At 73.0% G+C, this 20,727-nt stretch carries 22 protein-coding genes and 1 pseudogene; 12 read left to right on the forward strand and 11 right to left on the reverse strand.

Going from position 1 to position 20,727, the window contains the following annotated elements; translation table 11 throughout:
• The first annotated feature begins 13 nt into the window (after positions 1-13).
• On the forward strand, positions 14-1,003 hold the full coding sequence (gene moaA / locus ABD363_RS27240; RefSeq protein WP_344608173.1) for a GTP 3',8-cyclase MoaA: 990 nt from the start codon (positions 14-16) through the stop codon (positions 1,001-1,003).
• A gap of 180 nt (positions 1,004-1,183) precedes the next feature.
• On the opposite strand, the gene ABD363_RS27245 is transcribed toward moaA, so the two are convergent.
• On the reverse strand, positions 1,184-1,408 hold the full coding sequence (locus ABD363_RS27245) for a hypothetical protein (RefSeq protein ID WP_344608237.1): 225 nt from the start codon (positions 1,406-1,408) through the stop codon (positions 1,184-1,186).
• Positions 1,409-1,625: 217 nt separating this feature from the next.
• Positions 1,626-2,024, reverse strand: coding sequence for a DUF3099 domain-containing protein (locus ABD363_RS27250; protein WP_344608175.1), 399 nt, complete (start codon positions 2,022-2,024; stop codon positions 1,626-1,628).
• A gap of 259 nt (positions 2,025-2,283) precedes the next feature.
• Between ABD363_RS27250 and ABD363_RS27255 the strand changes: the two genes are divergently transcribed.
• A complete protein-coding gene (locus ABD363_RS27255) occupies positions 2,284-2,559 on the forward strand; it encodes a GlsB/YeaQ/YmgE family stress response membrane protein (protein WP_344608177.1) in 276 nt (91 codons plus the stop codon).
• A gap of 66 nt (positions 2,560-2,625) precedes the next feature.
• On the opposite strand, the gene tyrS is transcribed toward ABD363_RS27255, so the two are convergent.
• The 5 genes from tyrS to ABD363_RS27280 all read right to left on the reverse strand — a co-directional run bounded on the left by tyrS (position 2,626) and on the right by ABD363_RS27280 (position 8,220).
• The gene (gene tyrS / locus ABD363_RS27260) at positions 2,626-3,894 is read right to left on the reverse strand and encodes a tyrosine--tRNA ligase (protein WP_344608179.1); all 1,269 of its coding nucleotides are present in this window, start codon (positions 3,892-3,894) and stop codon (positions 2,626-2,628) included.
• Between the two features lie 55 nt (positions 3,895-3,949).
• The gene (locus ABD363_RS27265) at positions 3,950-5,344 is read right to left on the reverse strand and encodes a metallopeptidase TldD-related protein (RefSeq protein WP_344608181.1); all 1,395 of its coding nucleotides are present in this window, start codon (positions 5,342-5,344) and stop codon (positions 3,950-3,952) included.
• Positions 5,341-6,864, reverse strand: a complete 1,524-nt coding sequence (locus ABD363_RS27270; protein WP_344608183.1) for a TldD/PmbA family protein — start codon at positions 6,862-6,864, stop codon at positions 5,341-5,343. Before ABD363_RS27270 ends, ABD363_RS27265 begins: the two co-directional genes overlap by 4 nt.
• 304 nt (positions 6,865-7,168) lie before the next feature.
• Positions 7,169-7,369 (reverse strand): DUF397 domain-containing protein, encoded by a 201-nt coding sequence (locus ABD363_RS27275; protein WP_344608185.1) that lies wholly within the window; start codon positions 7,367-7,369, stop codon positions 7,169-7,171.
• Entirely contained in the window at positions 7,366-8,220 is an 855-nt protein-coding gene (locus tag ABD363_RS27280) for a helix-turn-helix domain-containing protein (protein WP_344608187.1), read from the reverse strand. Before ABD363_RS27280 ends, ABD363_RS27275 begins: the two co-directional genes overlap by 4 nt.
• Positions 8,221-8,435: 215 nt before the next feature.
• On the opposite strand from ABD363_RS27280, the gene ABD363_RS27285 reads away from it, so the two are divergent.
• The 5 genes from ABD363_RS27285 (at position 8,436) to ABD363_RS27305 (ending at position 11,365) form a co-directional block, all read left to right on the forward strand.
• Complete coding sequence (locus ABD363_RS27285; RefSeq protein ID WP_344608189.1) at positions 8,436-8,867, forward strand: ATP-binding protein; 432 nt, start codon at positions 8,436-8,438, stop codon at positions 8,865-8,867.
• A complete protein-coding gene (locus tag ABD363_RS27290; protein ID WP_344608191.1) occupies positions 8,864-9,091 on the forward strand; it encodes a hypothetical protein in 228 nt (75 codons plus the stop codon). Before ABD363_RS27285 ends, ABD363_RS27290 begins: the two co-directional genes overlap by 4 nt.
• Positions 9,092-9,329: 238 nt before the next feature.
• Positions 9,330-10,049 carry a 3-oxoacyl-[acyl-carrier-protein] reductase gene (gene fabG, locus ABD363_RS27295; RefSeq protein WP_344608193.1) on the forward strand — a complete coding sequence of 240 codons (720 nt, stop codon included), beginning with the start codon at positions 9,330-9,332 and terminating at the stop codon, positions 10,047-10,049.
• A gap of 5 nt (positions 10,050-10,054) precedes the next feature.
• The gene (fabI, locus tag ABD363_RS27300) at positions 10,055-10,822 is read left to right on the forward strand and encodes an enoyl-ACP reductase FabI (RefSeq protein ID WP_344608195.1); all 768 of its coding nucleotides are present in this window, start codon (positions 10,055-10,057) and stop codon (positions 10,820-10,822) included.
• A gap of 195 nt (positions 10,823-11,017) precedes the next feature.
• Positions 11,018-11,365 carry a hypothetical protein gene (locus tag ABD363_RS27305; RefSeq protein ID WP_344608197.1) on the forward strand — a complete coding sequence of 116 codons (348 nt, stop codon included), beginning with the start codon at positions 11,018-11,020 and terminating at the stop codon, positions 11,363-11,365.
• Between the two features lie 16 nt (positions 11,366-11,381).
• On the opposite strand, the gene ABD363_RS27310 is transcribed toward ABD363_RS27305, so the two are convergent.
• Positions 11,382-12,083, reverse strand: coding sequence for a FadR/GntR family transcriptional regulator (locus ABD363_RS27310; protein ID WP_344608199.1), 702 nt, complete (start codon positions 12,081-12,083; stop codon positions 11,382-11,384).
• Positions 12,084-12,153: 70 nt separating this feature from the next.
• Between ABD363_RS27310 and ABD363_RS27315 the strand changes: the two genes are divergently transcribed.
• From ABD363_RS27315 to ABD363_RS27330, 4 genes are all read left to right on the forward strand, one after another.
• Positions 12,154-13,446, forward strand: a complete 1,293-nt coding sequence (locus ABD363_RS27315) for a CynX/NimT family MFS transporter (RefSeq protein WP_344608201.1) — start codon at positions 12,154-12,156, stop codon at positions 13,444-13,446.
• A gap of 122 nt (positions 13,447-13,568) precedes the next feature.
• Positions 13,569-13,685 carry an SGM_5486 family transporter-associated protein gene (locus ABD363_RS27320; RefSeq protein WP_344608203.1) on the forward strand — a complete coding sequence of 39 codons (117 nt, stop codon included), beginning with the start codon at positions 13,569-13,571 and terminating at the stop codon, positions 13,683-13,685.
• Positions 13,686-13,871: 186 nt separating this feature from the next.
• On the forward strand, positions 13,872-14,078 hold the full coding sequence (locus ABD363_RS27325) for a hypothetical protein (RefSeq protein ID WP_344608205.1): 207 nt from the start codon (positions 13,872-13,874) through the stop codon (positions 14,076-14,078).
• Between the two features lie 137 nt (positions 14,079-14,215).
• On the forward strand, positions 14,216-14,734 hold the full coding sequence (locus ABD363_RS27330) for a SixA phosphatase family protein (RefSeq protein WP_344608207.1): 519 nt from the start codon (positions 14,216-14,218) through the stop codon (positions 14,732-14,734).
• A gap of 272 nt (positions 14,735-15,006) precedes the next feature.
• Here ABD363_RS27330 and serB read toward each other — a convergent pair whose 3' ends face one another.
• Together serB and ABD363_RS27340 are read right to left on the reverse strand one after the other, a co-directional pair.
• On the reverse strand, positions 15,007-16,215 hold the full coding sequence (gene serB / locus ABD363_RS27335; RefSeq protein WP_344608239.1) for a phosphoserine phosphatase SerB: 1,209 nt from the start codon (positions 16,213-16,215) through the stop codon (positions 15,007-15,009).
• A gap of 252 nt (positions 16,216-16,467) precedes the next feature.
• Positions 16,468-16,819, reverse strand: a pseudogene (locus ABD363_RS27340) (streptophobe family protein); the annotation flags it as partial.
• A gap of 283 nt (positions 16,820-17,102) precedes the next feature.
• On the opposite strand from ABD363_RS27340, the gene ABD363_RS27345 reads away from it, so the two are divergent.
• Complete coding sequence (locus ABD363_RS27345) at positions 17,103-19,601, forward strand: FHA domain-containing protein (RefSeq protein ID WP_344608209.1); 2,499 nt, start codon at positions 17,103-17,105, stop codon at positions 19,599-19,601.
• 89 nt (positions 19,602-19,690) lie between these two features.
• Here the strand turns inward: ABD363_RS27345 and ABD363_RS27350 are convergent, their stop codons facing one another.
• Positions 19,691-20,437, reverse strand: a complete 747-nt coding sequence (locus ABD363_RS27350; RefSeq protein WP_344608211.1) for a transglycosylase SLT domain-containing protein — start codon at positions 20,435-20,437, stop codon at positions 19,691-19,693.
• Between the last annotated feature and the right edge of the window lie 290 nt (positions 20,438-20,727).

Consider the following 20,727-nt stretch of genomic DNA (forward strand, 5'->3'; position numbering starts at 1 on the left):
GGGAGGGGCCCACGTGCTCATCGACACCTACGGCCGAGTGGCCACCGACCTGAGGGTTTCGCTGACCGACCGGTGCAATCTGCGATGCACCTACTGCATGCCCGAGGAGGGCCTGCAGTGGCTGGCCAAGCCCGACCTGCTCACCGACGACGAGATCGTCCGCCTGATCGGCATCGCCGTCACCTCCCTCGGTATCGAGGAGGTCCGCTTCACCGGCGGCGAGCCCCTGCTGCGCCCCGGCCTGACCGGCATCGTCGAGCGTGTCGCGGCCCTCGACCCACGCCCCCGGACGTCCCTCACCACCAACGGCATCGGCCTGAAGCGCACGGCACGGGCCCTGAAGGCGGCGGGCCTGGACCGGGTCAACGTCTCCCTGGACACCCTCCGTCCCGACGTCTTCAAGGCCCTCACCCGCCGCGACCGCCACAAGGACGTCCTCGAAGGTCTCGAAGCGGCCCGCGAGGCGGGCCTGACCCCGGTGAAGGTGAACTCGGTCCTGATGCCGGGACTGAACGGCGACGAGGCCCCGGACCTGCTCGCCTGGGCGATCGAACACGACTACGAACTGCGCTTCATCGAGCAGATGCCCCTGGACGCCCAGCACGGCTGGAAGCGCGACGGCATGATCACCGCGGGCGACATCCTGGCCTCCCTGCGCACCCGCTTCGACCTGACCCCCGAGGGCTCCGAGGAGCGCGGCTCGGCCCCCGCCGAGCGCTGGATCGTCGACGGCGGCCCGCACCGCGTCGGGGTCATCGCCTCCGTCACCCGCCCGTTCTGCGCCGCCTGCGACCGCACCCGCCTCACCGCCGACGGCCAGATACGCACCTGCCTGTTCGCCCGCGAGGAGACCGACCTGCGCGCCGCCCTGCGCTCCGGCGCCCCCGACGAGGAGATCGCCCGCATCTGGCGGCTGGCCATGTGGGGCAAGAAGGCGGGCGCCGGGCTGGACGACCCCTCGTTCGTCCAGCCCGACCGGCCGATGTCCGCGATCGGGGGCTAGACCGGCCGGGCCCACCCCGTCGCGACGTCCGGCGCCCGCTCCCGCCGCACCCGGCCGGAGGCCCGGCCGCGTGCGGTACGAGGGACACGCCGGGAGCACGCACCGGGGTGCGCCCCCCGACGGGCGGACGTGGCCTGCCGGGGCACCGGAGCCGAGCGCTCCGGGAGCCCGCGGCCGGGGCTAGGAGTTCCCGGCCGCCGCCCACTCCTCGAAGCCGACGACGTCCTTCAGGAACCCGCGCACCCCGAGGAACTGCGACAGGTGCTCCCGGTGCTCCTCGCACGCCAGCCACGTCTTGCGTCGCTCCGGCGGATGGATCTTCGGGTTGTTCCAGGCGAGCACCCAGACGGCGGCGGCACGGCAGCCCTTGGCGGAACAGATCGGCGTATCGGGATCAGGGACCATCACATGCCGACCCTAACCCGGTCGGCGCACACAAGAGCGACGCCGAGCAGCCACGGGGGGAGCTGCCCGGCGTCGGTCCGTCGCTCCGACGGGGGATGCGGAGCGCCTACGAAGTATGTCACGGGCGGCCTGCCGCCCGGCACCGGAACAACATGATTGATCTGAGGTTTTCCCGGGCTTGACCGGAACGGCCCGCCGCCGTCCCGGCCCGCCGCGGTCACGCCCGCTCGCGCGGCTCGCTCCGTGCGCCCGGCGCCGGGCCGGACGCCCTGTCCTCCGCGGCGGGTTCCGCGGAGCCGTCCTCCGCCCGGGGCGGCGCGAGCATCGGCCGCGCCGGCGGCGTCACGAACGTCGACGGCAGCGACGGCGCGTTCTCCCGCCCGCCGTTGGCGATCACCACCGCGATGTAGGGCAGGACCGCGCCGAGCACCAGGGCCACGATCGCGACGTGCCGTTCCACGTTCCAGAGCGTCGCCGCGAGGATCACCGACAGCGTACGGACCGACATCGAGATCACGTACCGGCGCTGCCGGCCGCGCACGTCCTCCTGGAGGCCCGTCCGGGCTCCGGTGATCCGGAACACCTGGCCGTTGCCGCCGCCATGCTGCTTCCGCATCACATTCCACCATCCGCCCGCATCGGACCGTTCTCGCCCCCGCACCGGCCCGGGCCGGTCGGGAACCGGACCCGGACAGCTCCCACGGTACGCCGCGCCTGCGCCGTCCACGAGACCGGGTCCGCCCCGGCCCGCACGAACGGCGTACGCCGGGTTCCGCACACCGGGTGCCCCGGATGGCCGTACGGGGCATGCGCCGGACCGCGTACCGGCGGACACTGGCCGTACTGCTCACGTGGAGCCGGACGAGGAGGCAGTCATGGGCTGGTTGTGGGCGATCATCGTGGGATTCGTGCTCGGTCTGATCGCCAAGGCGGTCATCCCGGGCAAGCAGCACAGTCCGCTGTGGCTGACCACCCTCTGCGGCATCCTCGGCGCGATCGTCGGCAACGCCATCGCCCGGGGCGTCGGCGTCGACGAGACCAGGGGCATCGACTGGAGCCGGCACATCTTCCAGCTGGTGGCCGCGGTCGTCATCGTCTTCTTCGTCGACATGGCGTACCTGCAGATCCGCGGCAAGAGGCGCCGGGCGTGAACCCGCACCGCCGTCCGGCGCGCGGGTCCGCGCTCCCCGACGGGGAGCGCGGACCCGCGCGGCGCGTCACGCGCCGGTGACCTCGACCGCCGCCAGGTTCTTCTTCCCCCGGCGCAGCACCAGCCAGCGCCCGTGGATCAGGTCCTCCCGGGCGGGGACCGCGTCCTCGCCGGCGACCTTGACGTTGTTCACGTAGGCGCCGCCCTCCTTGACCGTGCGGCGCGCGGCCGACTTGCTGGCCACCAGGCCGGTCCCGGCGAACAGGTCCACGACCGGGCCCGGCTCGGCGACCTTGATGTGCGGCACCTCCGCCAGCGCCGCGGCCAGCGTCCCCTCGTCCAGCTCCGCCAGCTCGCCCTGGCCGAAGAGCGCCTTGGACGCGGCGATCACGGCGGCCGTCTGCCCGGCGCCGTGCACCAGCGTCGTCAGCTCCTCGGCGAGCGCGCGCTGCGCGGCGCGGGCCTGCGGGCGCTCCTCGGTCTGCCGCTCCAGCTCCTGGAGCTCCTCGCGGGACCGGAAGGACAGGATGCGCAGGTAGCGGTTGACGTCCCGGTCGTCGACGTTCAGCCAGAACTGGTAGAACGCGTACGGCGTGGTCATCTCCGGGTCGAGCCAGACGGCGCCGCCCTCGGTCTTGCCGAACTTGGTGCCGTCCGCCTTCGTCATCAGCGGCGTCGCGAAGGCGTGCACGGTGGCGTCCGGCTCCAGCCGGTGGATCAGGTCCAGGCCCGCCGTGAGGTTGCCCCACTGGTCGCTGCCGCCCTGCTGGAGCGTGCAGCCGTACTTCCGGTACAGCTGGAGGAAGTCCATGGCCTGCAGGAGCTGGTAGCTGAACTCCGTGTAGCTGATGCCCTCGGAGGACTCCAGACGCCGGGCCACGGACTCCTTCGTCAGCATCTTGTTGACGCGGAAGTGCTTGCCGATGTCCCGCAGGAACTCGATCGCGGACAGGCCCTGCGTCCAGTCGAGGTTGTTGACCAGCACGGCCGCGTTCTCGCCCTCGAAGGACAGGAACGGCTCGATCTGGCGGCGCAGCTTCTCGACCCAGCCCGCGACGGTCTCCGGCGAGTTCAGCGTGCGCTCCGCGGTCGGGCGCGGATCGCCGATCAGGCCCGTGGCGCCGCCGACCAGCGCCAGCGGCCGGTGTCCGGCCTGCTGGAGCCGGCGCACCGTGAGCACCTGCACCAGGTGGCCCACGTGCAGGGACGGCGCGGTCGGGTCGAAGCCGCAATAGAACGTGACGGGACCGTCCGCGAGCGCCTTGCGCAAAGCGTCCTCGTCGGTGGACTGGGCGAACAGCCCGCGCCACTTCAGGTCGTCGACGATGTCCGTCACGGTTCTCGTTCTCCTCGAAGATCCTCGGCTGCCGGGGCGACAGCCGACTACGAGGTTATACGCCCCGGCTCACCGAGCTCATGTTGAAGTCCGGGACCCTGAGCGGCGGCATCGCCGCCCGGGTGAACCAGTCGCTCCACTCCCGCGGCAGCGTCTTCTCCGTGCGCCCCGCCTCCGTGGCCCGGCCCAGCAGGCCGACCGGCGACTCGTTGAACCGGAAGTTGTTCACCGCGCCGACGACCTCGCCGTTCTCGACCAGGTAGACGCCGTCCCTGGTCAGGCCGGTCAGCAGCAGCGTCGCCGGGTCGACCTCGCGGATGTACCACAGGCAGGTCAGCAGCAGCCCGCGCCCGGTGTCCGCGACCATCTCGTCCAGGGAGCGGTCCGTGCCGCCGTCCAGCACCAGGTTGCCGATCGCCGGGGCCACGGGCAGCCCGGTCAGGGCCGCGCTGTGCCGGGTGGTCGTCAGGTGCGCGAGCTTCCCCTCGCGGATCCAGTCGGTGCCCCGGACCGGGAGCCCGTTGTCGAACACCGACTGGTCGCCCCCGGAGGAGTGCGCGATGACGAAGGGCGCGGTCTGGAGCCCCGGCTCGGCCGGGTCGCTGCGCAGTGTCAGCGGCAGCCCGCTGAGCCGGTCGCCGACGCGGGTGCCGCCGCCCGGCCGGGAGAACACGGTCCGCCCCTCGGCCGCGTCCCGGCCCGAGGACGACCACAGCTGGTAGATCAGCAGGTCCGCGACCGCGGTCGGCGGCAGCAGCGTCTCGTACCGCCCCGCGGGCAGCTCGACGCGCCGCTCGGCCCAGCCCAGGCGTACGGCGAGCTCGGCGTCGAGCGCCGCCGGGTCGACGTCCGCGAAGTCCCGGGTGGAGCGGCCCGCCCACGCCGACCGCAGCCCGTCCGGCGACTTGGCGTTCAGCTCCAGCGTCCCGGTCGGCTGGTCGTGCCGCAGCCGCAGCCCCGTCGACGTCCCCAGGTACGTCGAGACGACCTCGTGGTGGGCGAAGCCGTACAGCTCCCGCCCGCCCGCCCGGGCCCGGGCGAACGCCTCCCCGAGCGCCGGCGCGAAGTCGGCGAACACCGCCGACGACGTCTCGGCGGGCGCGTCGGTGAAGCCGGGGGACTCCGGCACGCCCGCCACCAGCGGCTGCGCGTCCTCGGCGGGCCCGGCGCCCCGCGCGGCGGCCTCGGCGGCCCGCACCACGGCCTCCAGTTCGTCGGGGGTCACCGCCGAGCGGGAGACGACGCCGGAGGCGGTGCCCTCCCGGCCGTCGACGGTGGCGACGACGGTGAGCGTGCGCCCGCGCGTGACGCCGTTCGTGGTGAGCGTGTTGCCCGCCCAGCGCAGGTTGGCGGTCGAGTGCTCGTCGGCGATCACGACGCAGCCGTCGGCCCGGGACAGCTGCAGGGCGCGCTCGACGAGTTCGTGCGGCTTGTTCGTACGCGGGCTCATCGACCGGCCTCCTGGGTGGTGTTCAGAATGTTGACTCCCTTGAAGAGGGCGGAGGGGCAGCCGTGCGACACGGCGGCCACCTGGCCCGGCTGGGCCTTGCCGCAGTTGAAGGCACCGCCCAGGACGTACGTCTGCGGGCCGCCCACCGCGGTCATCGACCCCCAGAACTCGGTCGTCGTCGCCTGGTAGGCGACGTCCCGCAGCTGCCCGGCGAGCCGCCCGTTCTCGATCCGGAAGAACCGCTGCCCGGTGAACTGGAAGTTGTACCGCTGCATGTCGATCGACCAGGACCGGTCCCCGACGACGTAGATGCCCCGGTCCACGCTGCCGATCAGGTCCTCGGTGGACAGCCCGGCCGGGTCCGGCCGCAGCGACACGTTGGCCATCCGCTGCACCGGCACGTGGGCGGGGGAGTCGGCGTACGCGCACCCGTTGGACCGCTCGAACCCGGTCAGCCGCGCGATGCGCCGGTCGAGCTGGTAGCCGACCAGGACGCCGTCCTTCACCAGGTCCCAGGACTGCGCCTCGACGCCCTCGTCGTCGTAGCCGACGGTGGCCAGGCCGTGCTCGGCGGTGCGGTCGCCGGTGACGTTCATCAGCTCCGAGCCGTACTTCAGCTTGCCGAGCCGGTCGAAGGTGGCGAAGGAGGTGCCGGCGTAGGCGGCCTCGTAGCCCAGCGCCCGGTCCAGCTCGGTGGCGTGGCCGATGGACTCGTGGATGGTCAGCCACAGGTTCGACGGGTCGACGACCAGGTCGTACACCCCCGGCTCGACGCTCGGGGCGCGCATCTTCTCGGCGAGCAGCTCCGGGATCTGCTCCAGTTCGCCCTCCCAGTCCCAGCCGGTGCCCGTGAGGTACTCCCAGCCGCGCCCGGCCGGCGGCGCGAGGGTGCGCATCGAGTCGAACTCGCCGCTGGACTCGTCCACCGACACCGCGGTGAGCACCGGGTGCAGCCGCACCCGCTGCTGCGTGGTCACGGTCCCGGCGGTGTCCGCGTAGAACTTGTTCTCGTGCACGGTGAGCAACGAGGCGTCGACGTGGTCCACCCCGTCGGCGGCCAGCAGCCGCGCGCTCCACTCGGCCAGCAGCCCGGTCTTCTCCTCGTCGGGCACCGCGAACGGGTCGATCTCGTACGACGAGACCCACGTCCGGTCGGCGTGCACCGGCTCGTCGGCCAGCTCCACGCGCTCGTCCGACCCGGCCGCCCTGATCACCTGCGCGGAGAGCTTCGCCATGGCCACCGCCTGCGAGGCGACCTTGGCGGCGGCGTCCAGGGTCAGGTCGACGCCGGAGGCGAAACCCCACGCGCCGCCGTGCACCACGCGCACCGCGTACCCGAGGTCGGTGGTGTCCGACGACCCGGCGGGCCGGGCGTCCCTGAGCCGCCAGGAGGCGCTGCGCACCCGCTCGAAGCGGAAGTCCGCGTGCTCGGCGCCGAGCGCCCGCGCGCGGGCGAGGGCGGCGTCGGCGAGGGCGCGTAGGGGCAGGGCCAGGAACGACTGGTCGATGTCATGGGGCACGGGTGGGGTTCCCTTCGTGGCGACTGTTCGCGTCCGTCCGTCCGAACCGGTTGCGCAGGACGGCAGTGAAGCACGTGGAGCCCGGGGCGCACACGTCCGTACGGGGTGCGGGCCGGCGGAACGCCACGCGCCCGACCGGACGCCGGGCCCGGCGGTGGGCACCGGCGTCCGGCCGGGCCACCCGAAAGGAGGAGGCGTACGGGGCGCGGACCGCGGCCCGCCACCCACGGCCGTCACGCACCGCGGGCGGGCACGGGACCGATTCCCGTGCCCGCCCGCGAACGTGTCACGTACGGCGGCGGACTCAGTCTTCCGCGGACGAGCCCGCCGCGAGCGCCGTGAACGCCGCCCACGCGGCCGGCGCGACGACGACAGGACGGATGCGCTTGTCCTTGGAGTCGCGGATGCGGACCGCCTCGGGGCGCAGGGCGACCTCGACGCAGTTGTCGGCCTCACTGCCGCTGTAGCTGCTCTTGAACCAGCTCAGCTCGTCGGTGCTGCTCATAGGACTCCTCGCATCTGTTCCAGCAGCCTTACGGTAGCCCGGCAGTCCAGGGCCTGGGAACGCAGCGTGCCGTAGCGCTGGAGCAGGACGCTCGTGTCCTTGGGCGCGGAGATCAGACTGCTGGACCGCTGCCCCTCGGTGTAACCGATCCACTGGTGAGCGGGGGTCTCCGCCAGGTACATCTGGCCGTCGATCCCGCAGTGGTCCTCCTGGACGGTGGGCATGACCTGGACCTCGACGTTGCGTCGGGTGCCCACCTCCAGAAGGTGGTCGATGACCTGCCTGGTGACCTCGGGTCCGCCCATGCGCCGGGCCAGGACGCTCTGCTCGATGACGAAGCTGAACGCCGTGTTCGGCCTGGCGGCGATGAGCTGCTGGCGCTCCAGCCGAGCCGTGACCTCGCGTTCGATCTGCTCCTCGGACGCGGGCGGCAGCCGCCGGTCGAAGATCGCCCGGATGTACGCCTCCGGCTGCAACAACCCCGGAACCGCCCGGCACTCGTACGCGTACAGGGAGATCGCCTCCTCCTCGATCCCCGCCCACCGCTGGAACCACGAGGCCAGCCCCGCCCTCCTCGTCAGACTCCTCGCAGCCGCGGTGAGCACCTTGACCGCGACGGGTCCCAGCACCTCCTCCGTCCGCGCGGGCAGGTCCGCGGGCGGGAACCGCTTGCCCTGCTCGATCTTGGCGACGTACGCGGCCGAGTACCGCACCCGTACCGCGAACTCCTCCTGCGTCAGCCCGGATTCCTCGCGCAAGGCCTTGAGGACCGCGCCGAAGGTCTTGAAACCGTCGGAGAGTTCCGACTCCGTGCCGTTCGTCCCGCCGCCACCGCCGGTGTCCGCCCTCATCGCCGCCGCACCTTCCGTGTCCGCGTGTCCGCATGTCCGCGTCCCGCTCAACCCCGCCCGGCCCACCCGCGGTCACGGCGGGTCACCCACCCAGTCCGGAGTGTGCACTGATACAGCCACGTCTGTACGGGTGTCGTCCCTGTCCGGGGCGGGGAGGGCGCCGGAACGTTGGGCGCATGCCAGCACCAGAGGCTCAAGAGGCCGTAACCGTAAGTGTGTTCGCCCAGCGTTTCTCCGCCACGCGCCGCGGCGCGCGTCTCGCCCGCAGGCTCGCCGCGCACCGGCTCGACCTGTGGGGCGTGCCGTACGGCAGCCCCGACTCCGACACCGTCGCCCTCGTCGTCGCCGAACTCGCCGCCAACGCGGTTCTCCACGGCCGCGTCCCCGGGTGCGACTTCGAGCTGCGGCTGAGCTGCGACCGTGCCGCCGGCGTCGTGCGCGTCGAGGTGTCCGACACGCATCCCGGGCACCCCGGACCGGCGGCCCGGGCCGACGCCGACGCCGACGGCGGCAGGGGGCTGCTCCTGGTGGAGGCCGTCGTCGCGCGGTGGGGGGTCCGCGCGCGGCCGGGGCCGGGCAAGACCGTGTGGGCGGAGTGCGCCGTGCGACCGTTCCGGCTGCCGCGCACGCCGCGTCCCGCCGGGTGACGGCACCCGTTCCCGGCCCCGCGCGGCAGGCCGGGGCCACCGCCGTACCGCTGCCCGGCCCGCGAGCGGTCGCCCGGTGCTCCGGCCTCGTCGCCCAGGGTGGGATCGGCCTCGAGGCGGCGGCCACCTCCGGCCTCGAGCGCCTGCCGGGGTACGACATCCCCGCCGGCGCCCCCGATCCGGTCGGGCTCCTCCTCGCCGGAAGGGCGGACGACCACCGCTGACCTGCATGGACTCCTCCGCCCTGCCGGCGCCGGCCTACCGCCCGCGCGCCCGGGACGTCGGACTGACGCGGCGGGACGACTGTAGGGACCCGACAGTCAGCCCCCCGAGCCACTGTGGGTGCCCGATTGTCCGCGGTCGGTCCCGGACCGATAGGTTTTCGATGAAGCCGCCTGTCATCGTCGCCTGTCGTCGAGGTGCTCGGGCGGAGTACCGGACCGTTATCGAAAGGGTGATCCGTTGAGCCGCTCGGTTCTCGTCACCGGAGGCAACCGGGGCATCGGCCTCGCCATCGCCCGTGCGTTCGCCGACGCCGGCGACAAGGTCGCGATCACGTACCGCTCGGGCGAGCCGCCGGCCGCCCTGGCGGAGCTGGGCTGCCTGGCCGTCAAGTGCGACATCACCGACACCGAGCAGGTGGAGCAGGCCTACAAGGAGATCGAGGAGGCGCACGGCCCCGTCGAGGTCCTCGTCGCCAACGCCGGCATCACCAAGGACCAGCTCCTGATGCGCATGTCCGAGGAGGACTTCACGTCCGTCCTCGACACCAACCTCACCGGCACCTTCCGCGTGGTCAAGCGCGCCAACCGCGGCATGCTGCGCGCCAAGAAGGGCCGCGTCGTGCTGATCTCGTCGGTCGTCGGGCTGCTCGGCTCCGCGGGCCAGGCCAACTACGCCGCCTCCAAGGCCGCCCTGGTCGGCTTCGCGCGTTCCCTCGCCCGGGAACTGGGCTCGCGCAACATCACCTTCAACGTCGTCGCGCCCGGCTTCGTCGACACCGACATGACCAAGGTGCTCAGCGACGAGCAGCGCGCGGGCATCGTGGCGCAGGTGCCGCTCGGCCGGTACGCGCAGCCCGAGGAGATCGCCGCGGCGGTGCGGTTCCTCGCCTCCGACGACGCCTCGTACATCACTGGAGCCGTCATCCCCGTTGACGGCGGACTGGGAATGGGTCACTGATCACCATGAGCGGAATCCTCGAGGGCAAGCGCGTCCTGATCACCGGTGTGCTGATGGAGTCCTCCATCGCCTTCCACACCGCCAAGCTGGCCCAGGAGCAGGGCGCCGAGATCATCCTGACCGCGTTCCCGCGGCCCACGCTGACCGAGCGCATCGCCAAGAAGCTGCCCAAGCCCACCAAGGTCGTCGAGCTCGACGTGACGAACGACGAGCACCTCGGGCGCCTGGCCGACATCGTCGGCGAGGAGCTCGGCGGCCTCGACGGCGTCGTCCACTCCATCGGCTTCGCCCCGCAGGACGCGCTCGGCGGCAACTTCCTGAACACGCCGTTCGAGTCCGTCGCCACCGCCATGCACGTCTCGGCGTTCTCCCTGAAGTCGCTGACCATGGCCTGCCTGCCGCTGATGCAGAACGGCGGCTCGGTCGTCGGCCTCACCTTCGACGCCCAGTACGCCTGGCCGCAGTACGACTGGATGGGCCCGGCCAAGGCCGCCCTGGAGGCCGTCAACCGCTACATGGCGCGCGACCTGGGCAAGCAGAACATCCGCTGCAACCTGATCTCGGCGGGCCCGATCGGCTCGATGGCCGCCAAGTCCATCCCGGGCTTCAGCGAGCTGGCCTCCGTCTGGGACACCCGCTCCCCGCTGGAGTGGGACCTGAAGGACCCCGAGCCGGCCGGCCGCGGCGTCGTCGCCCTGCTGAGCGACTGGTTCCCGAAGACCACGGGCGAGATCATCCACGTGGACGGCGGTCTGCACGCCATCGGCGCGTGACGCCGCCGGGCTGACCGGCGGCCGAGGGCCCGCACCCCGGGAGGGCGCGGGCCCTCGGCGTGTCCGGCGGGTCCGCCGGATCCCGCGCGTCACCCGATCGGGCCACCGGCCGGGCGCGGCACCCGGTGACCGCGCACTGTGGAGTACGCGTCCACCACGCGATCCCCTCCCCAGCACGGCCGAGGAGGTCCCCTTGTGCGCCTGTCCCGCAGCCTGGCCTCAGCGACCGTCGCCGTCGCTCTCGTGCTGTCCCTCGCCTGCGAGGCGATGCCGCACGCGCGGGTGGACACCGGAGAGTCGCCGGGACGGCCGTTCGGCGCCGCGTGCCGGATCCGGGTCACCGGTTCCGAGGTGACCGCGTACTGCCACAATCCCTACCCGGATCCCGACCGGGTGCGCCTGCACATCGAGTGCGCCCGCTGGTGGGACCTCGACACCGACACCTCCCCGGTGGAGGCCGGGCCCGCACAGACCGTGCGGCTGACCGGACGCTGCTGGAAAGAGGTCGGCTCGGTGTGGATCAGTCACCGGAGGGCGGACTGACCAGGAGGCGGGCCGGTCACCGGGCGGGCTGATCAGGAGGCGGGCCGAACCGGCCCGGACGGCACAGCAGCGGATAGCCCGCCGCCTCCGCTCCGGCCGTCCCGGCGTCGCCCGCGCGGATCGCGTCGACCAGGCGCGCGTGGTCCATGTACGTCTCCGGCGTCAGTTCCGCGCCGACGTCCTCGCGCAGCCAGTCCCGCAGCACCTCGCCCAGATCGGCGTACATCGCGCTCATCACGTCGTTGTGGGAGGCGGCCACGACGGCCAGGTGGAAGGTCGCGTCCGCCGTCACGAACGCCTCCGTGTCACCCGACTCCCAGGCCTCCTCCCGCCGCGCCAGGAGCGCGTCCAGCTGCTTGAGGTCCTTCTCCGTGCGCCGCTCGGCGGCCAGTCTGGCGGCGGCCGACTCCAGGGTGGAGCGCAGCTCGGCGATGTGCCGGGGATCGGCGCCGGCGAAGCGGCGGTGCATCACGCCCGCCAGCTCGCTGGTCGCCACGACGTACGTGCCGGAGCCCTGGCGGATGTCCAGCAGGCCGTTGTGCGCCAGCGCGCGGACGGCCTCGCGGACCGTGTTGCGGGCGACCCCGAGCTGTTCGACCAGCTCCGGTTCCGTGGGGATGCGGGAGCCGACCGGCCACTCGCCCGAGGTGATCTGCTGCCGCAGCGCGGCGATGACCTGCTCGGACAGCACCGAACGGCGGGGATGGCTCAGGGGCATGGCACACCTTCGCACACCGGACCCCGCAGCCGTGGACCCGGAAATGGACAACCAATCATCCCATGATTCTATGATGGGCCGCATGACTGGCGAGGAAACCCGGACGCCGAAGTCCGCGACCGTACGCGATCCGGCCGGAGGCGACGCCCGGAAAGCCGGGGCGGGCGCCCCCCGCGCGTGGACGACCCGTCTGCTCGTCCTCGGCATCGTGCTGTCCGCGCTCAACCTCCGCCCCGCCATCACCAGCTTCGGCGCGCTCCTCGAAGAGGTCCGCGACGGGCTCGGCATGAGCGGCAGCGTGGCCGGCCTGCTCACCTCCCTGCCCTCGCTCTGCTTCGCCGTCTTCGGCGCCGTCGCCCCCCGGCTCGCCCGCCGCTTCGGGCCCGGCGCGGTGGTGTGCGCCGGCCTGGCCGCCATCGCGACGGGCCTGCTGACGCGCCCGTACGCCGGCGGCACGGCCGGTTTCCTGGCCGCCAGCGCCCTCGCGCTCGCGGGCATCGCGGTCGGCAACGTGCTGATGCCGGTCATCGTCAAGCGCTGGTTCCCCGACCGGGTGGGCTCCATGACCGGCCTGTACTCCATGGCCCTCGCCTTCGGCACCTCGCTCGCGGCCGCGGTGACGGTGCCGGTGACCGACGCGCTGGGCGGCGACTGGCAGCCGGGGCTCGCCGTGTGGGCGGCGCTCGCGGCGGCGGCCGTACTGCCGTGGATCCCGTTCGTACGGGACCGGGGCACCGGAGCCGCCGGGCAGGCGCCCGCGCGCGGGCACACGCCCGCGCTGCGGATCACCCGGAGCCGTACCGCCTGGGCGCTCGCCGTGTTCTTCGGGCTCCAGGCCACCGCCGCCTACATCACGATGGGCTGGATGGCGCAGATCTTCCGGGACGCCGGCGTGCCCGCGGGCACGGCCGGGCTGCTGCTGTCCCTGACGATGGTGATGGGCGTGCCGCTGGCCTTCGTCATCCCGCGCCTGGCCACCCGGCTGCCCCACCAGGGACCGATCGTGCTCGCGCTCGGCCTCTGCGGCCTGGCCGGATACGCCGGCCTCCACTTCGCCCCGGTCGGCGGTGCCTGGGCCTGGGCCGTGCTGCTCGGGATCTCCAACTGCGCCTTCCCGCTGGCCCTCACCATGGTCGGGATGCGGGCCAGGACGGGCGCGGGCGTCGCCCAGCTGTCGGCCTTCGCGCAGAGCACCGGCTACCTGATCTCCATCCCCGGCCCGCTCCTGGTGGGCGTGCTCTACCAGCACAGCGGCGGCTGGGGCCTGCCGATCGCGCTGATGTGCGCCCTGATGGTCCCGCAGATGGCGGTGGGCGTGCTGGCGGGGCGCGCCCGCACGGTGGAGGACGAGGCTGCCCGCTGACCGGTGGGCCCGCTGACCGGCCGATCCGCCGGGTCGCCGATCCGCCGGGTCGCCGATCCGCCGACCCGCCGGGCCGCCGACCCGGTGGCACCGGGCCGGGTGAGGGATGGGAGACTTGCCGCATGCCAGTGCTCGACCCCAATCCCCAGCACGGTCAGAAGAAGATGCTGCTCGTCTTCGGCGCCTTCTTCGCGATCTTCGTGGTCATCGGGATCATCGCGTCCATCGCCTCGCCGTGACGCCGCCGGCCGGCGCGCGGCCGCCGCGCGGCCGATGGTGGGGCCAACCCCCCTGTCCCCTAGGGGGCGAGGGTCAGGGTCGAGTGGGTGGGACACCGGATGGGCGGGACACCGGGCCTTCCGTAGTTTCGAGGTGAGGCCGTCAGGGGCGGCCTCACGGACCACTCGACGACAGCGGAGGCACCCATGTCGGCCCCCATGCACCCCCGGCCCCACCCGGCGACGCGGGCCGGCGCGGACATCCGGCTCCCCTGGTGGGCCCTCGCCCTGCCCGTCCTCGCCTTCATCGCGCTGCTCACCCTGATACTCGACCCGTCGGACGCGCACGCGGCCACCGGCGACCCCGCGCTCAGCCAGCTCCTGGAGCGGGTCCGGCAGCTCACCGCGCGCTAGGTGTATTGATCACGAGCAGGCGGGAGCGTGCCGGCGGGCCGCGAGGCCGGACCGGGCACCCCGGCCGCGCCTCCCCCCGGTGGAGCCGCGAGTCAACTCCCTGCGCCGCGTGGCCTGTTTCATGCGAAGCTGGGCTCATGAGCGTCGAAGAACCCCGCAGGATCGTCCTCCTCCGGCATGCGAAAGCCGACTGGCCACAGGTGACCGACCACGAGCGACCGCTCGCCGAGCGGGGCCGCAAGGACGCCACGGAGGCCGGGCGCCGGCTGGCCGACACCGGCATCCCCTTCGACCTGGCCCTCTGCTCCACCGCCACCCGGACGCGGGAGACCTGGAAGCTGGCCGTCCACGAGTTCCCGCAGCGGCCGAGGACCGTCTACGAGGAGCGGATCTACGAGGCCTCGCCCGGCGAGCTGATCGCCGTGCTCGACGAAACCCCGGACGACGTGCGCAACGTCCTCCTCATCGGCCACAACCCGGGCGTGCAGGGACTCGCCGACGTCCTGGCCGGCTCGGCCGAGGGCGACGCCCGCGAGCGGATGGCCCGCCGCGGCTTCCCGGCCGCCGCCTTCGCCGTGCTGTCCTTCACCGGCTCCTGGAAGACCGTGGAGCCCGGGGTGGCCACGCTGCTCGACTACTGGGCACCGGCCGACTGACCCGACCGTCCGGCCACGCGCCGGGGCCCGGCGCCGCCGCGGCACCGGGCCTCAAGCCCCCGCGACGGAGCCCGCGCGGCGCCGCGCCGCCCGGCGCGGAAGGGACACGCGGCGCAGCCCCCGCCCCTCGCACGCCGCACACACCGAACGCCACTCCGCTCCTGTCCGGGAAGCCGTCGAAGAGACCCCGGACGTCGCGGCGGGAGGCCGCCCGCGCCGTACCGGAAAGCCGCCGTCCGCGCGGATCAGGGCGGGCCGCCGCTGCCGGCCGCTCACCGCTGGTCGAGCGTGTCCGCCGCCTCGACCTCTTCCCGGGTGATGCCCAGCAGGTACAGGACCGTGTCCAGGAACGGCACGTTCACCGCCGTGTGCGCCGCCTCGCGCACCACCGGCTTGGCGTTGAAGGCGACCCCGAGGCCGGCCGCGTTCAGCATGTCCAGGTCGTTGGCCCCGTCGCCGATCGCCACGGTCTGCGACAGCGGGACGCCCGCCTCCGCGGCGAACCGGCGCAGCAACCGCGCCTTGCCCGCCCGGTCCACTATCTCGCCGACCACCCGGCCCGTCAGCCTGCCGTCGACGATCTCCAGCGTGTTGGCCTGGGCGAAGTCCAGCCCCAGCCGGTCCTTCAGATCATCGGTGACCTGGGTGAAACCGCCGGACACGACACCGACCTGGTACCCGAGCCGCTTCAGCGTACGGATCAGCGTGCGGGCGCCCGGCGTCAGCCGCACCTCGCTGCGCACCTTCTCCACCACCGAGGCGTCCAGCCCCGCCAGCAGCGCCACGCGCGCGTGCAGCGACTGCTCGAAGTCCAGCTCCCCGCGCATCGCCGCCGCGGTCACCTCGGCGACCTCGTCCTCGCAGCCGGCGTGCGCGGCGAAGAGCTCGATCACCTCGTCCTGGATGAGCGTCGAGTCCACGTCCATGACGACCAGGCGCTGCGCCCGCCGGTGCAGTCCGGCCGCGACGACCGCCACGTCCACGCCCAGCGCCGCCGCGTCGGTCACCAGGGAGGTGCGCAGCGGCTCGGTCGCCACGCCGGACACCGCGAACTCGACCGCGGTGACCGGGTACTTCGCCAGCCGGAAGATGCGGTCGATGTTGCCGCCGGCCTTGGTGATCCGGGCGGCGATCGCGGCGGTCGCCTCCGCGGTGAGCGGGTGACCGAGCACGGTCACCAGGGAGCGGCCCAGCCCGCGCGGCCGGTTGTCGCCGATGCCGGAGATGATCTCCGCCTGCATCTTCATCGACTCCGCCCAGCTGTGGACGGTCGCCCGCAGATCGCCCTCCAGCCCTCGCGGCGGCTCGGTCACGAGCGCGCACAGCACGATCCGGCCACGGGTGACGACCTGCTCGATGTCGACCACGTCGACCGAGTAGGCGGCGAGGGTGTCGAAGAGGCCGGCCGTGATGCCCGGCCTGTCCTTGCCGAAGATCTTGACAAGGAGGGTGGGGACGTCGGAGGTCTGCGATGCGCTCATGGTGTTTCCACGGTATCCGGCACCCGGTGCCCAGCGCTGCCGAGGTCCGCCCAGCGGACAGGGAACAGCGGGTGGCGCACCGGCGTCGGGAACCTTGCGTTCCGTCCGTGTCCCCCCGGTCGCCGGCGGGCTCACCGCCCGCCCCGCGGCCTTCGGGGAGGAGCCGGCGGCGGGGGCGGCGGGCCCTCGCCCCACCGGGACGCGGACCGGTCCCCGGGCCGCTCGCGGGAGCCGGGGGCCGCCGGGGCGGGCGGCGAGGAGTTCGGCCGGCGCGGCCACGCCGCCCGCCGCCCGCAATGACCGCGGGAAGAGGACCGCAGGAAGGAGTACGACAGCAGCAGCGCACCGGCCAGGCTCCCCCCGAGTGGCGTGATTTCGACGGTGACGTCCGCCTCCGCGCCCGTGAGACCGAGGACGGACGCATCGCCGGACGGAACGGCCGAACCCCCCGCCCCCAGAACCACGACCGCCACGGTCATCGGCCCCGGCGAGCCCGCCCGTCGGCCTCCGGCAACCGCGGACCGAGCGCCGCGGTGCCCGCCGTCCCGATCAACGCCCAGCTCACGGAGGCGATCGCGGACGGCAGGACGTCCGCCCGGGGCACCCGCGCGCCGTGCTCGGCGGCGCCGGCGCTCGTGGCGCGCTCATGGCGGACCCCCCGATCCGCGGCGCGGCCCGGCCGCCGCGCATGTCCCCCTCGCGCGGATCACCGCTTTCCGGCCCGGTTCCCGCCTCGTCGACGGCACCGGCCCATACGCCCGTACGCGGTTTTCACAAGGTCCGACTTTCGGTCAGAGGGCCGGGCCTGAAATAGTTCCCCCGATGTTCGACATCCCTAGACTCCCCATGTCGGGGGCGACTCGGGGGACAACTCAGTGGGGCATGGAGTGCCGGAACTCGTACTGGAAACCAACGGACGGACGTGGACGCTCGATCCGTCCAGGTCTTACACGCTCGGACGCGATCCGCAGGCGGACATCGTGTTCGACGACGCCAGGGTCTCCTGGCGGCACGCCACGGTCAGCTTCGACGGCCGCGGGTGGGTCATGGAGGACCACGGCAGCACCAACGGCACGTTCGTGCGGGGGCAGCGGATCCAGCAGGTGGAGCTCGGTCCCGGCACGGCCGTGCACCTGGGCAACGCGACCGACGGGCCGCGCCTGAACCTCTCCGGCGCCGCGGCGCCGGCCGCCCGGCCCCAGCAGCAGCCGTACGCCGCCCAGGGCGCGGGCCCCGGCTGGGCCCAGCCGGCCCCCGCCGGGGCGGTGCCGCAGCAGGTCCCGCAGCAGCCGCAGCAGGCCGCCCCGCACGTTCCGCAGCAGCAGGGCCCCGGCGGTGCCGCGGGGGCGCCGCCGGTGTACGGCGACCGCAGCCCGACCACGTTCCACCAGTTCTCCCTCGGCCGCGTGATGCGCATCGGCCGTGCCCTGGAGAACGACCTGGTCGTCTCCGACCTGCAGGTCTCCCGGCACCACGCCGAGTTCCACGCGACGCCCGACGGCCGCATGGAGATCCGCGACCTGGGCTCGCACAACGGCACGTACGTCAACGGCCAGCCGATCCCCAAGGGCGGCGCGCGGCTGCTCGGCCCGGCCGACATCGTCGGCGTCGGCCACTCGACGTTCCGGATCGTCGGCGACCGGCTCGAGGAGTTCGTCGACACCGGCGAAGTGTCCTTCTCCGCCCGCCACCTGACCGTCACGGTCGACGGCGGCAAGCAGATCCTGAAGGACGTCTCCTTCGGCGTCCCGGAGAAGTCGCTGATCGCGGTCATCGGCCCGTCCGGCTCCGGCAAGTCGACCCTGCTCAAGGCGCTCACCGGCTACCGCCCCGCCGACCAGGGCGAGGTCCTGTACGACAACCGGAACCTCTACAAGCAGTTCGCCGAGCTGCGGCAGCGCATCGGTCTGGTCCCGCAGGACGACATCCTGCACAAGGAGCTGACCGTCAAGAAGGCCCTCAAGTACGCGGCCAAGCTGCGCTTCCCCGCCGACACCACGGCCGCCGAGCGCGAGGCCCGCATCGACGAGGTGCTGCGCGAGCTGAAGCTGGACGTCCACAAGGAGAAGAAGGTCACCTCCCTCTCCGGCGGCCAGCGCAAGCGCGTCTCCGTGGCCCTGGAACTGCTCACCAAGCCGTCGCTGATCTTCCTGGACGAGCCGACGTCCGGCCTCGACCCGGGCATGGACCGCGACGTCATGCAGCTGCTGCGGGGCCTGGCCGACGACGGCCGCACCGTCCTCGTCGTCACCCACTCGGTGGCCGAGCTGGCACTGTGCGACAAGCTGCTGGTGATGGCGCCGGGCGGTGCGGTCGCCTACTTCGGCCCGCCGGAGGAGGCGCTGAACTTCTTCGGCTACGACACCTGGGCCGACGTCTTCTCCGCCTTCGAGAACTACCGCGACTACGACTGGGCGGGCCGCTGGAAGGGCTCGCAGCACTACCAGATGTACGCCGCGGACATCGACGCGGTCGCGCCGCAGTCCGTGCAGGTCGCGCCGATGCAGGCGATGAAGCCGCCGAAGCCGCAGGGCTGGTTCTCCCAGTGGGGCACGCTGGTGCGGCGCTACCTGTCGGTGATCGCCTCCGACCGGGGCTTCCTCGCCCTGATGGTGATCCTGCCGGCCGTGCTCGGCGCGGTGAGCCTGCTCATCGACCCGGACCGCGGCCTGCTGCCCAACCCGCCGCACCCGCGGACGGGCCGGATCATCCCCAACGGCACGGCCACTACCGTCCTGCTGATCCTCGCGGTCGGCGCCTGCTTCGCCGGCGCCGCGAACTCCGTCCGCGAGCTGATCAAGGAGCGGGTGATCTACGAGCGGGAGCGCGCGACCGGCCTGTCGCGGTCCGCGTACCTGATGTCCAAGGTGTTCGTGCTCGGCCTGATCACCGTCGGGCAGGGCCTGCTGGTCGGCGTCATCGGCCTCGCGAGCCGGGAGATCCCGCAGGAGGGCCTGGTCCTCGGCGGCGCCACGCTCGTCGAGCTGTCCCTGCCGATCATGGCGCTGGGCTTCACCTCGATGATGTTCGGCCTGATCATCTCGTCGCTGGTGAAGACGGCCGAGAAGACCATGCCGCTGCTGGTGATGTTCGCGATCATCCAGGTCGTGTTCACGGGCTGTCTGTTCGCCCTGAACGGCACGGTCGGCGTCAACCAGGTCTCGTACCTGATGCCGTCGCGCTGGGCGGTCGCCGCCGCGGGCGCCACGCTCGACTTCAACCGGATCAGCCCGCCGGAGGAGGGGGCCGGAACCGACCCGCTGTGGGACCACACCGCCGGCACCTGGGCCATGGACATGGCCGCGCTGATCGCCCTCGGCGTGGTCTGCGGCTTCTTCGTGGCCCGCTTCCTGCGCCGCCACGAGCCCGAGGTCATGCGCAAGTAGCACCGCCGTACGACACCGAGGGGCGGCACCCCGTCAGGAGGGTGCCGCCCCTCGGCGCGTCCGCGCGCGGGAGCAGGCCCGCGCCGGCCTCAGTACGCGCTGTCGACGTTGTCCATGGAGCCGTACCGGTCGGCCGCGTAGTTGCAGGCGGCGGTGATGTTGGCGACCGGGTCGTAGATGTTCCAGGACGTGCCGGGCACGTGGTAGGCCTGGAAGGTCGGCGGGATGACCTGCAGCAGACCCTTGGAGGGGACACCGTTGACGGCGTTGATGTCCCAGTCGTTGACGGCGTTCGGGTTGCCCGAGGACTCCCGCATGATGTTGCGGTGGATGCCGCTGTAGGACCCCGGGATGCCGTGCTTCCGCATGATGTCGAGCGACTCGCGGATCCAGCCGTCGAGGTTGTCCGGGTAGCTCCTCGCGGCGACCCGCTCGACCCCGGTGCGCCGCGTGGCGCGGCTCGCGGCCTCCTCTGCCCGGCGCTCCTGCGCGGCCTTCCGGGCCGCGGCCGCCGCGGCCGCCTTCTTCCTGGCCGCCTCGGCGGCCTTCCGCACGGCGGCTGCGGCGTCGGCCTTCCGCTTGGCCTCGATCCGCTCGATCTTCAGGCTCGCGCCGGCGAGCTGGTCGGTGACGCCGGCCCTGACGTCCGTGATCCGCTCGGCGCTGTAGGTCACCCGGTCCGCCGGGACGGCCTCGACCGCGGTCGTCCGCGCGCCGCCCGGTACGGCGGAGAAGGCGACGGCGGCGGCGCCGAGCGCCGCGACACCGGCTGCCGCGATCCTGTGGGTGCGCGGCAGGGCGCGACCACGGCCACCGGGGCCGGAGCTCTCGGACATGCGGAACGGACCTCTTCGAATAGCGCGGAGGTCGCTCTTCGGCCGGCTCGTCCGGCGGCGGACGCGGGTGCTTCCCGCGCGAACGCCGCGGGCGAGGATCCGCGGCGCCGAGCGACGGGAGCCATTCTTAGCGGCCGCGAAAAGCCGGAACAAAGACGTGACGTACGAAGCCCGGTAGTGGAGCGGGGGAGGGCAAAACGGTGCGGATCGCCCTGTTCTCCCCGATCAGGCCGAACTCGCTCCCTCCTATTCCCCTTCGTACGTGACGTGCGCCCTATGGGAGGGCTCAC

The sequence above is a fragment of the Streptomyces glaucus genome, assembly GCF_039533365.1.
Lineage (GTDB): Bacteria > Actinomycetota > Actinomycetes > Streptomycetales > Streptomycetaceae > Streptomyces > Streptomyces glaucus.

What these genes read in the sequence shown, in the direction of transcription:
- ABD363_RS27275 (WP_344608185.1), bottom strand. Translation starts at nt 7,369, where the DNA reads ATGAGCAGCACCGACGAGCTGAGCTGGTTCAAGAGCAGCTACAGCGGC.
- serB (WP_344608239.1), bottom strand. Translation starts at nt 16,215, where the DNA reads ATGAGCGCATCGCAGACCTCCGACGTCCCCACCCTCCTTGTCAAGATC.
- ABD363_RS27330 (WP_344608207.1), top strand. Translation starts at nt 14,216, where the DNA reads ATGAGCGTCGAAGAACCCCGCAGGATCGTCCTCCTCCGGCATGCGAAA.
- ABD363_RS27245 (WP_344608237.1), bottom strand. Translation starts at nt 1,408, where the DNA reads ATGGTCCCTGATCCCGATACGCCGATCTGTTCCGCCAAGGGCTGCCGT.
- ABD363_RS27315 (WP_344608201.1), top strand. Translation starts at nt 12,154, where the DNA reads ATGATGGGCCGCATGACTGGCGAGGAAACCCGGACGCCGAAGTCCGCG.
- ABD363_RS27265 (WP_344608181.1), bottom strand. Translation starts at nt 5,344, where the DNA reads ATGAGCCCGCGTACGAACAAGCCGCACGAACTCGTCGAGCGCGCCCTG.
- ABD363_RS27325 (WP_344608205.1), top strand. Translation starts at nt 13,872, where the DNA reads ATGTCGGCCCCCATGCACCCCCGGCCCCACCCGGCGACGCGGGCCGGC.
- ABD363_RS27320 (WP_344608203.1), top strand. Translation starts at nt 13,569, where the DNA reads ATGCCAGTGCTCGACCCCAATCCCCAGCACGGTCAGAAGAAGATGCTG.
- ABD363_RS27255 (WP_344608177.1), top strand. Translation starts at nt 2,284, where the DNA reads ATGGGCTGGTTGTGGGCGATCATCGTGGGATTCGTGCTCGGTCTGATC.
- ABD363_RS27350 (WP_344608211.1), bottom strand. Translation starts at nt 20,437, where the DNA reads ATGTCCGAGAGCTCCGGCCCCGGTGGCCGTGGTCGCGCCCTGCCGCGC.
- ABD363_RS27250 (WP_344608175.1), bottom strand. Translation starts at nt 2,024, where the DNA reads ATGCGGAAGCAGCATGGCGGCGGCAACGGCCAGGTGTTCCGGATCACC.
- ABD363_RS27280 (WP_344608187.1), bottom strand. Translation starts at nt 8,220, where the DNA reads ATGAGGGCGGACACCGGCGGTGGCGGCGGGACGAACGGCACGGAGTCG.
- fabI (WP_344608195.1), top strand. Translation starts at nt 10,055, where the DNA reads ATGAGCGGAATCCTCGAGGGCAAGCGCGTCCTGATCACCGGTGTGCTG.
- ABD363_RS27310 (WP_344608199.1), bottom strand. Translation starts at nt 12,083, where the DNA reads ATGCCCCTGAGCCATCCCCGCCGTTCGGTGCTGTCCGAGCAGGTCATC.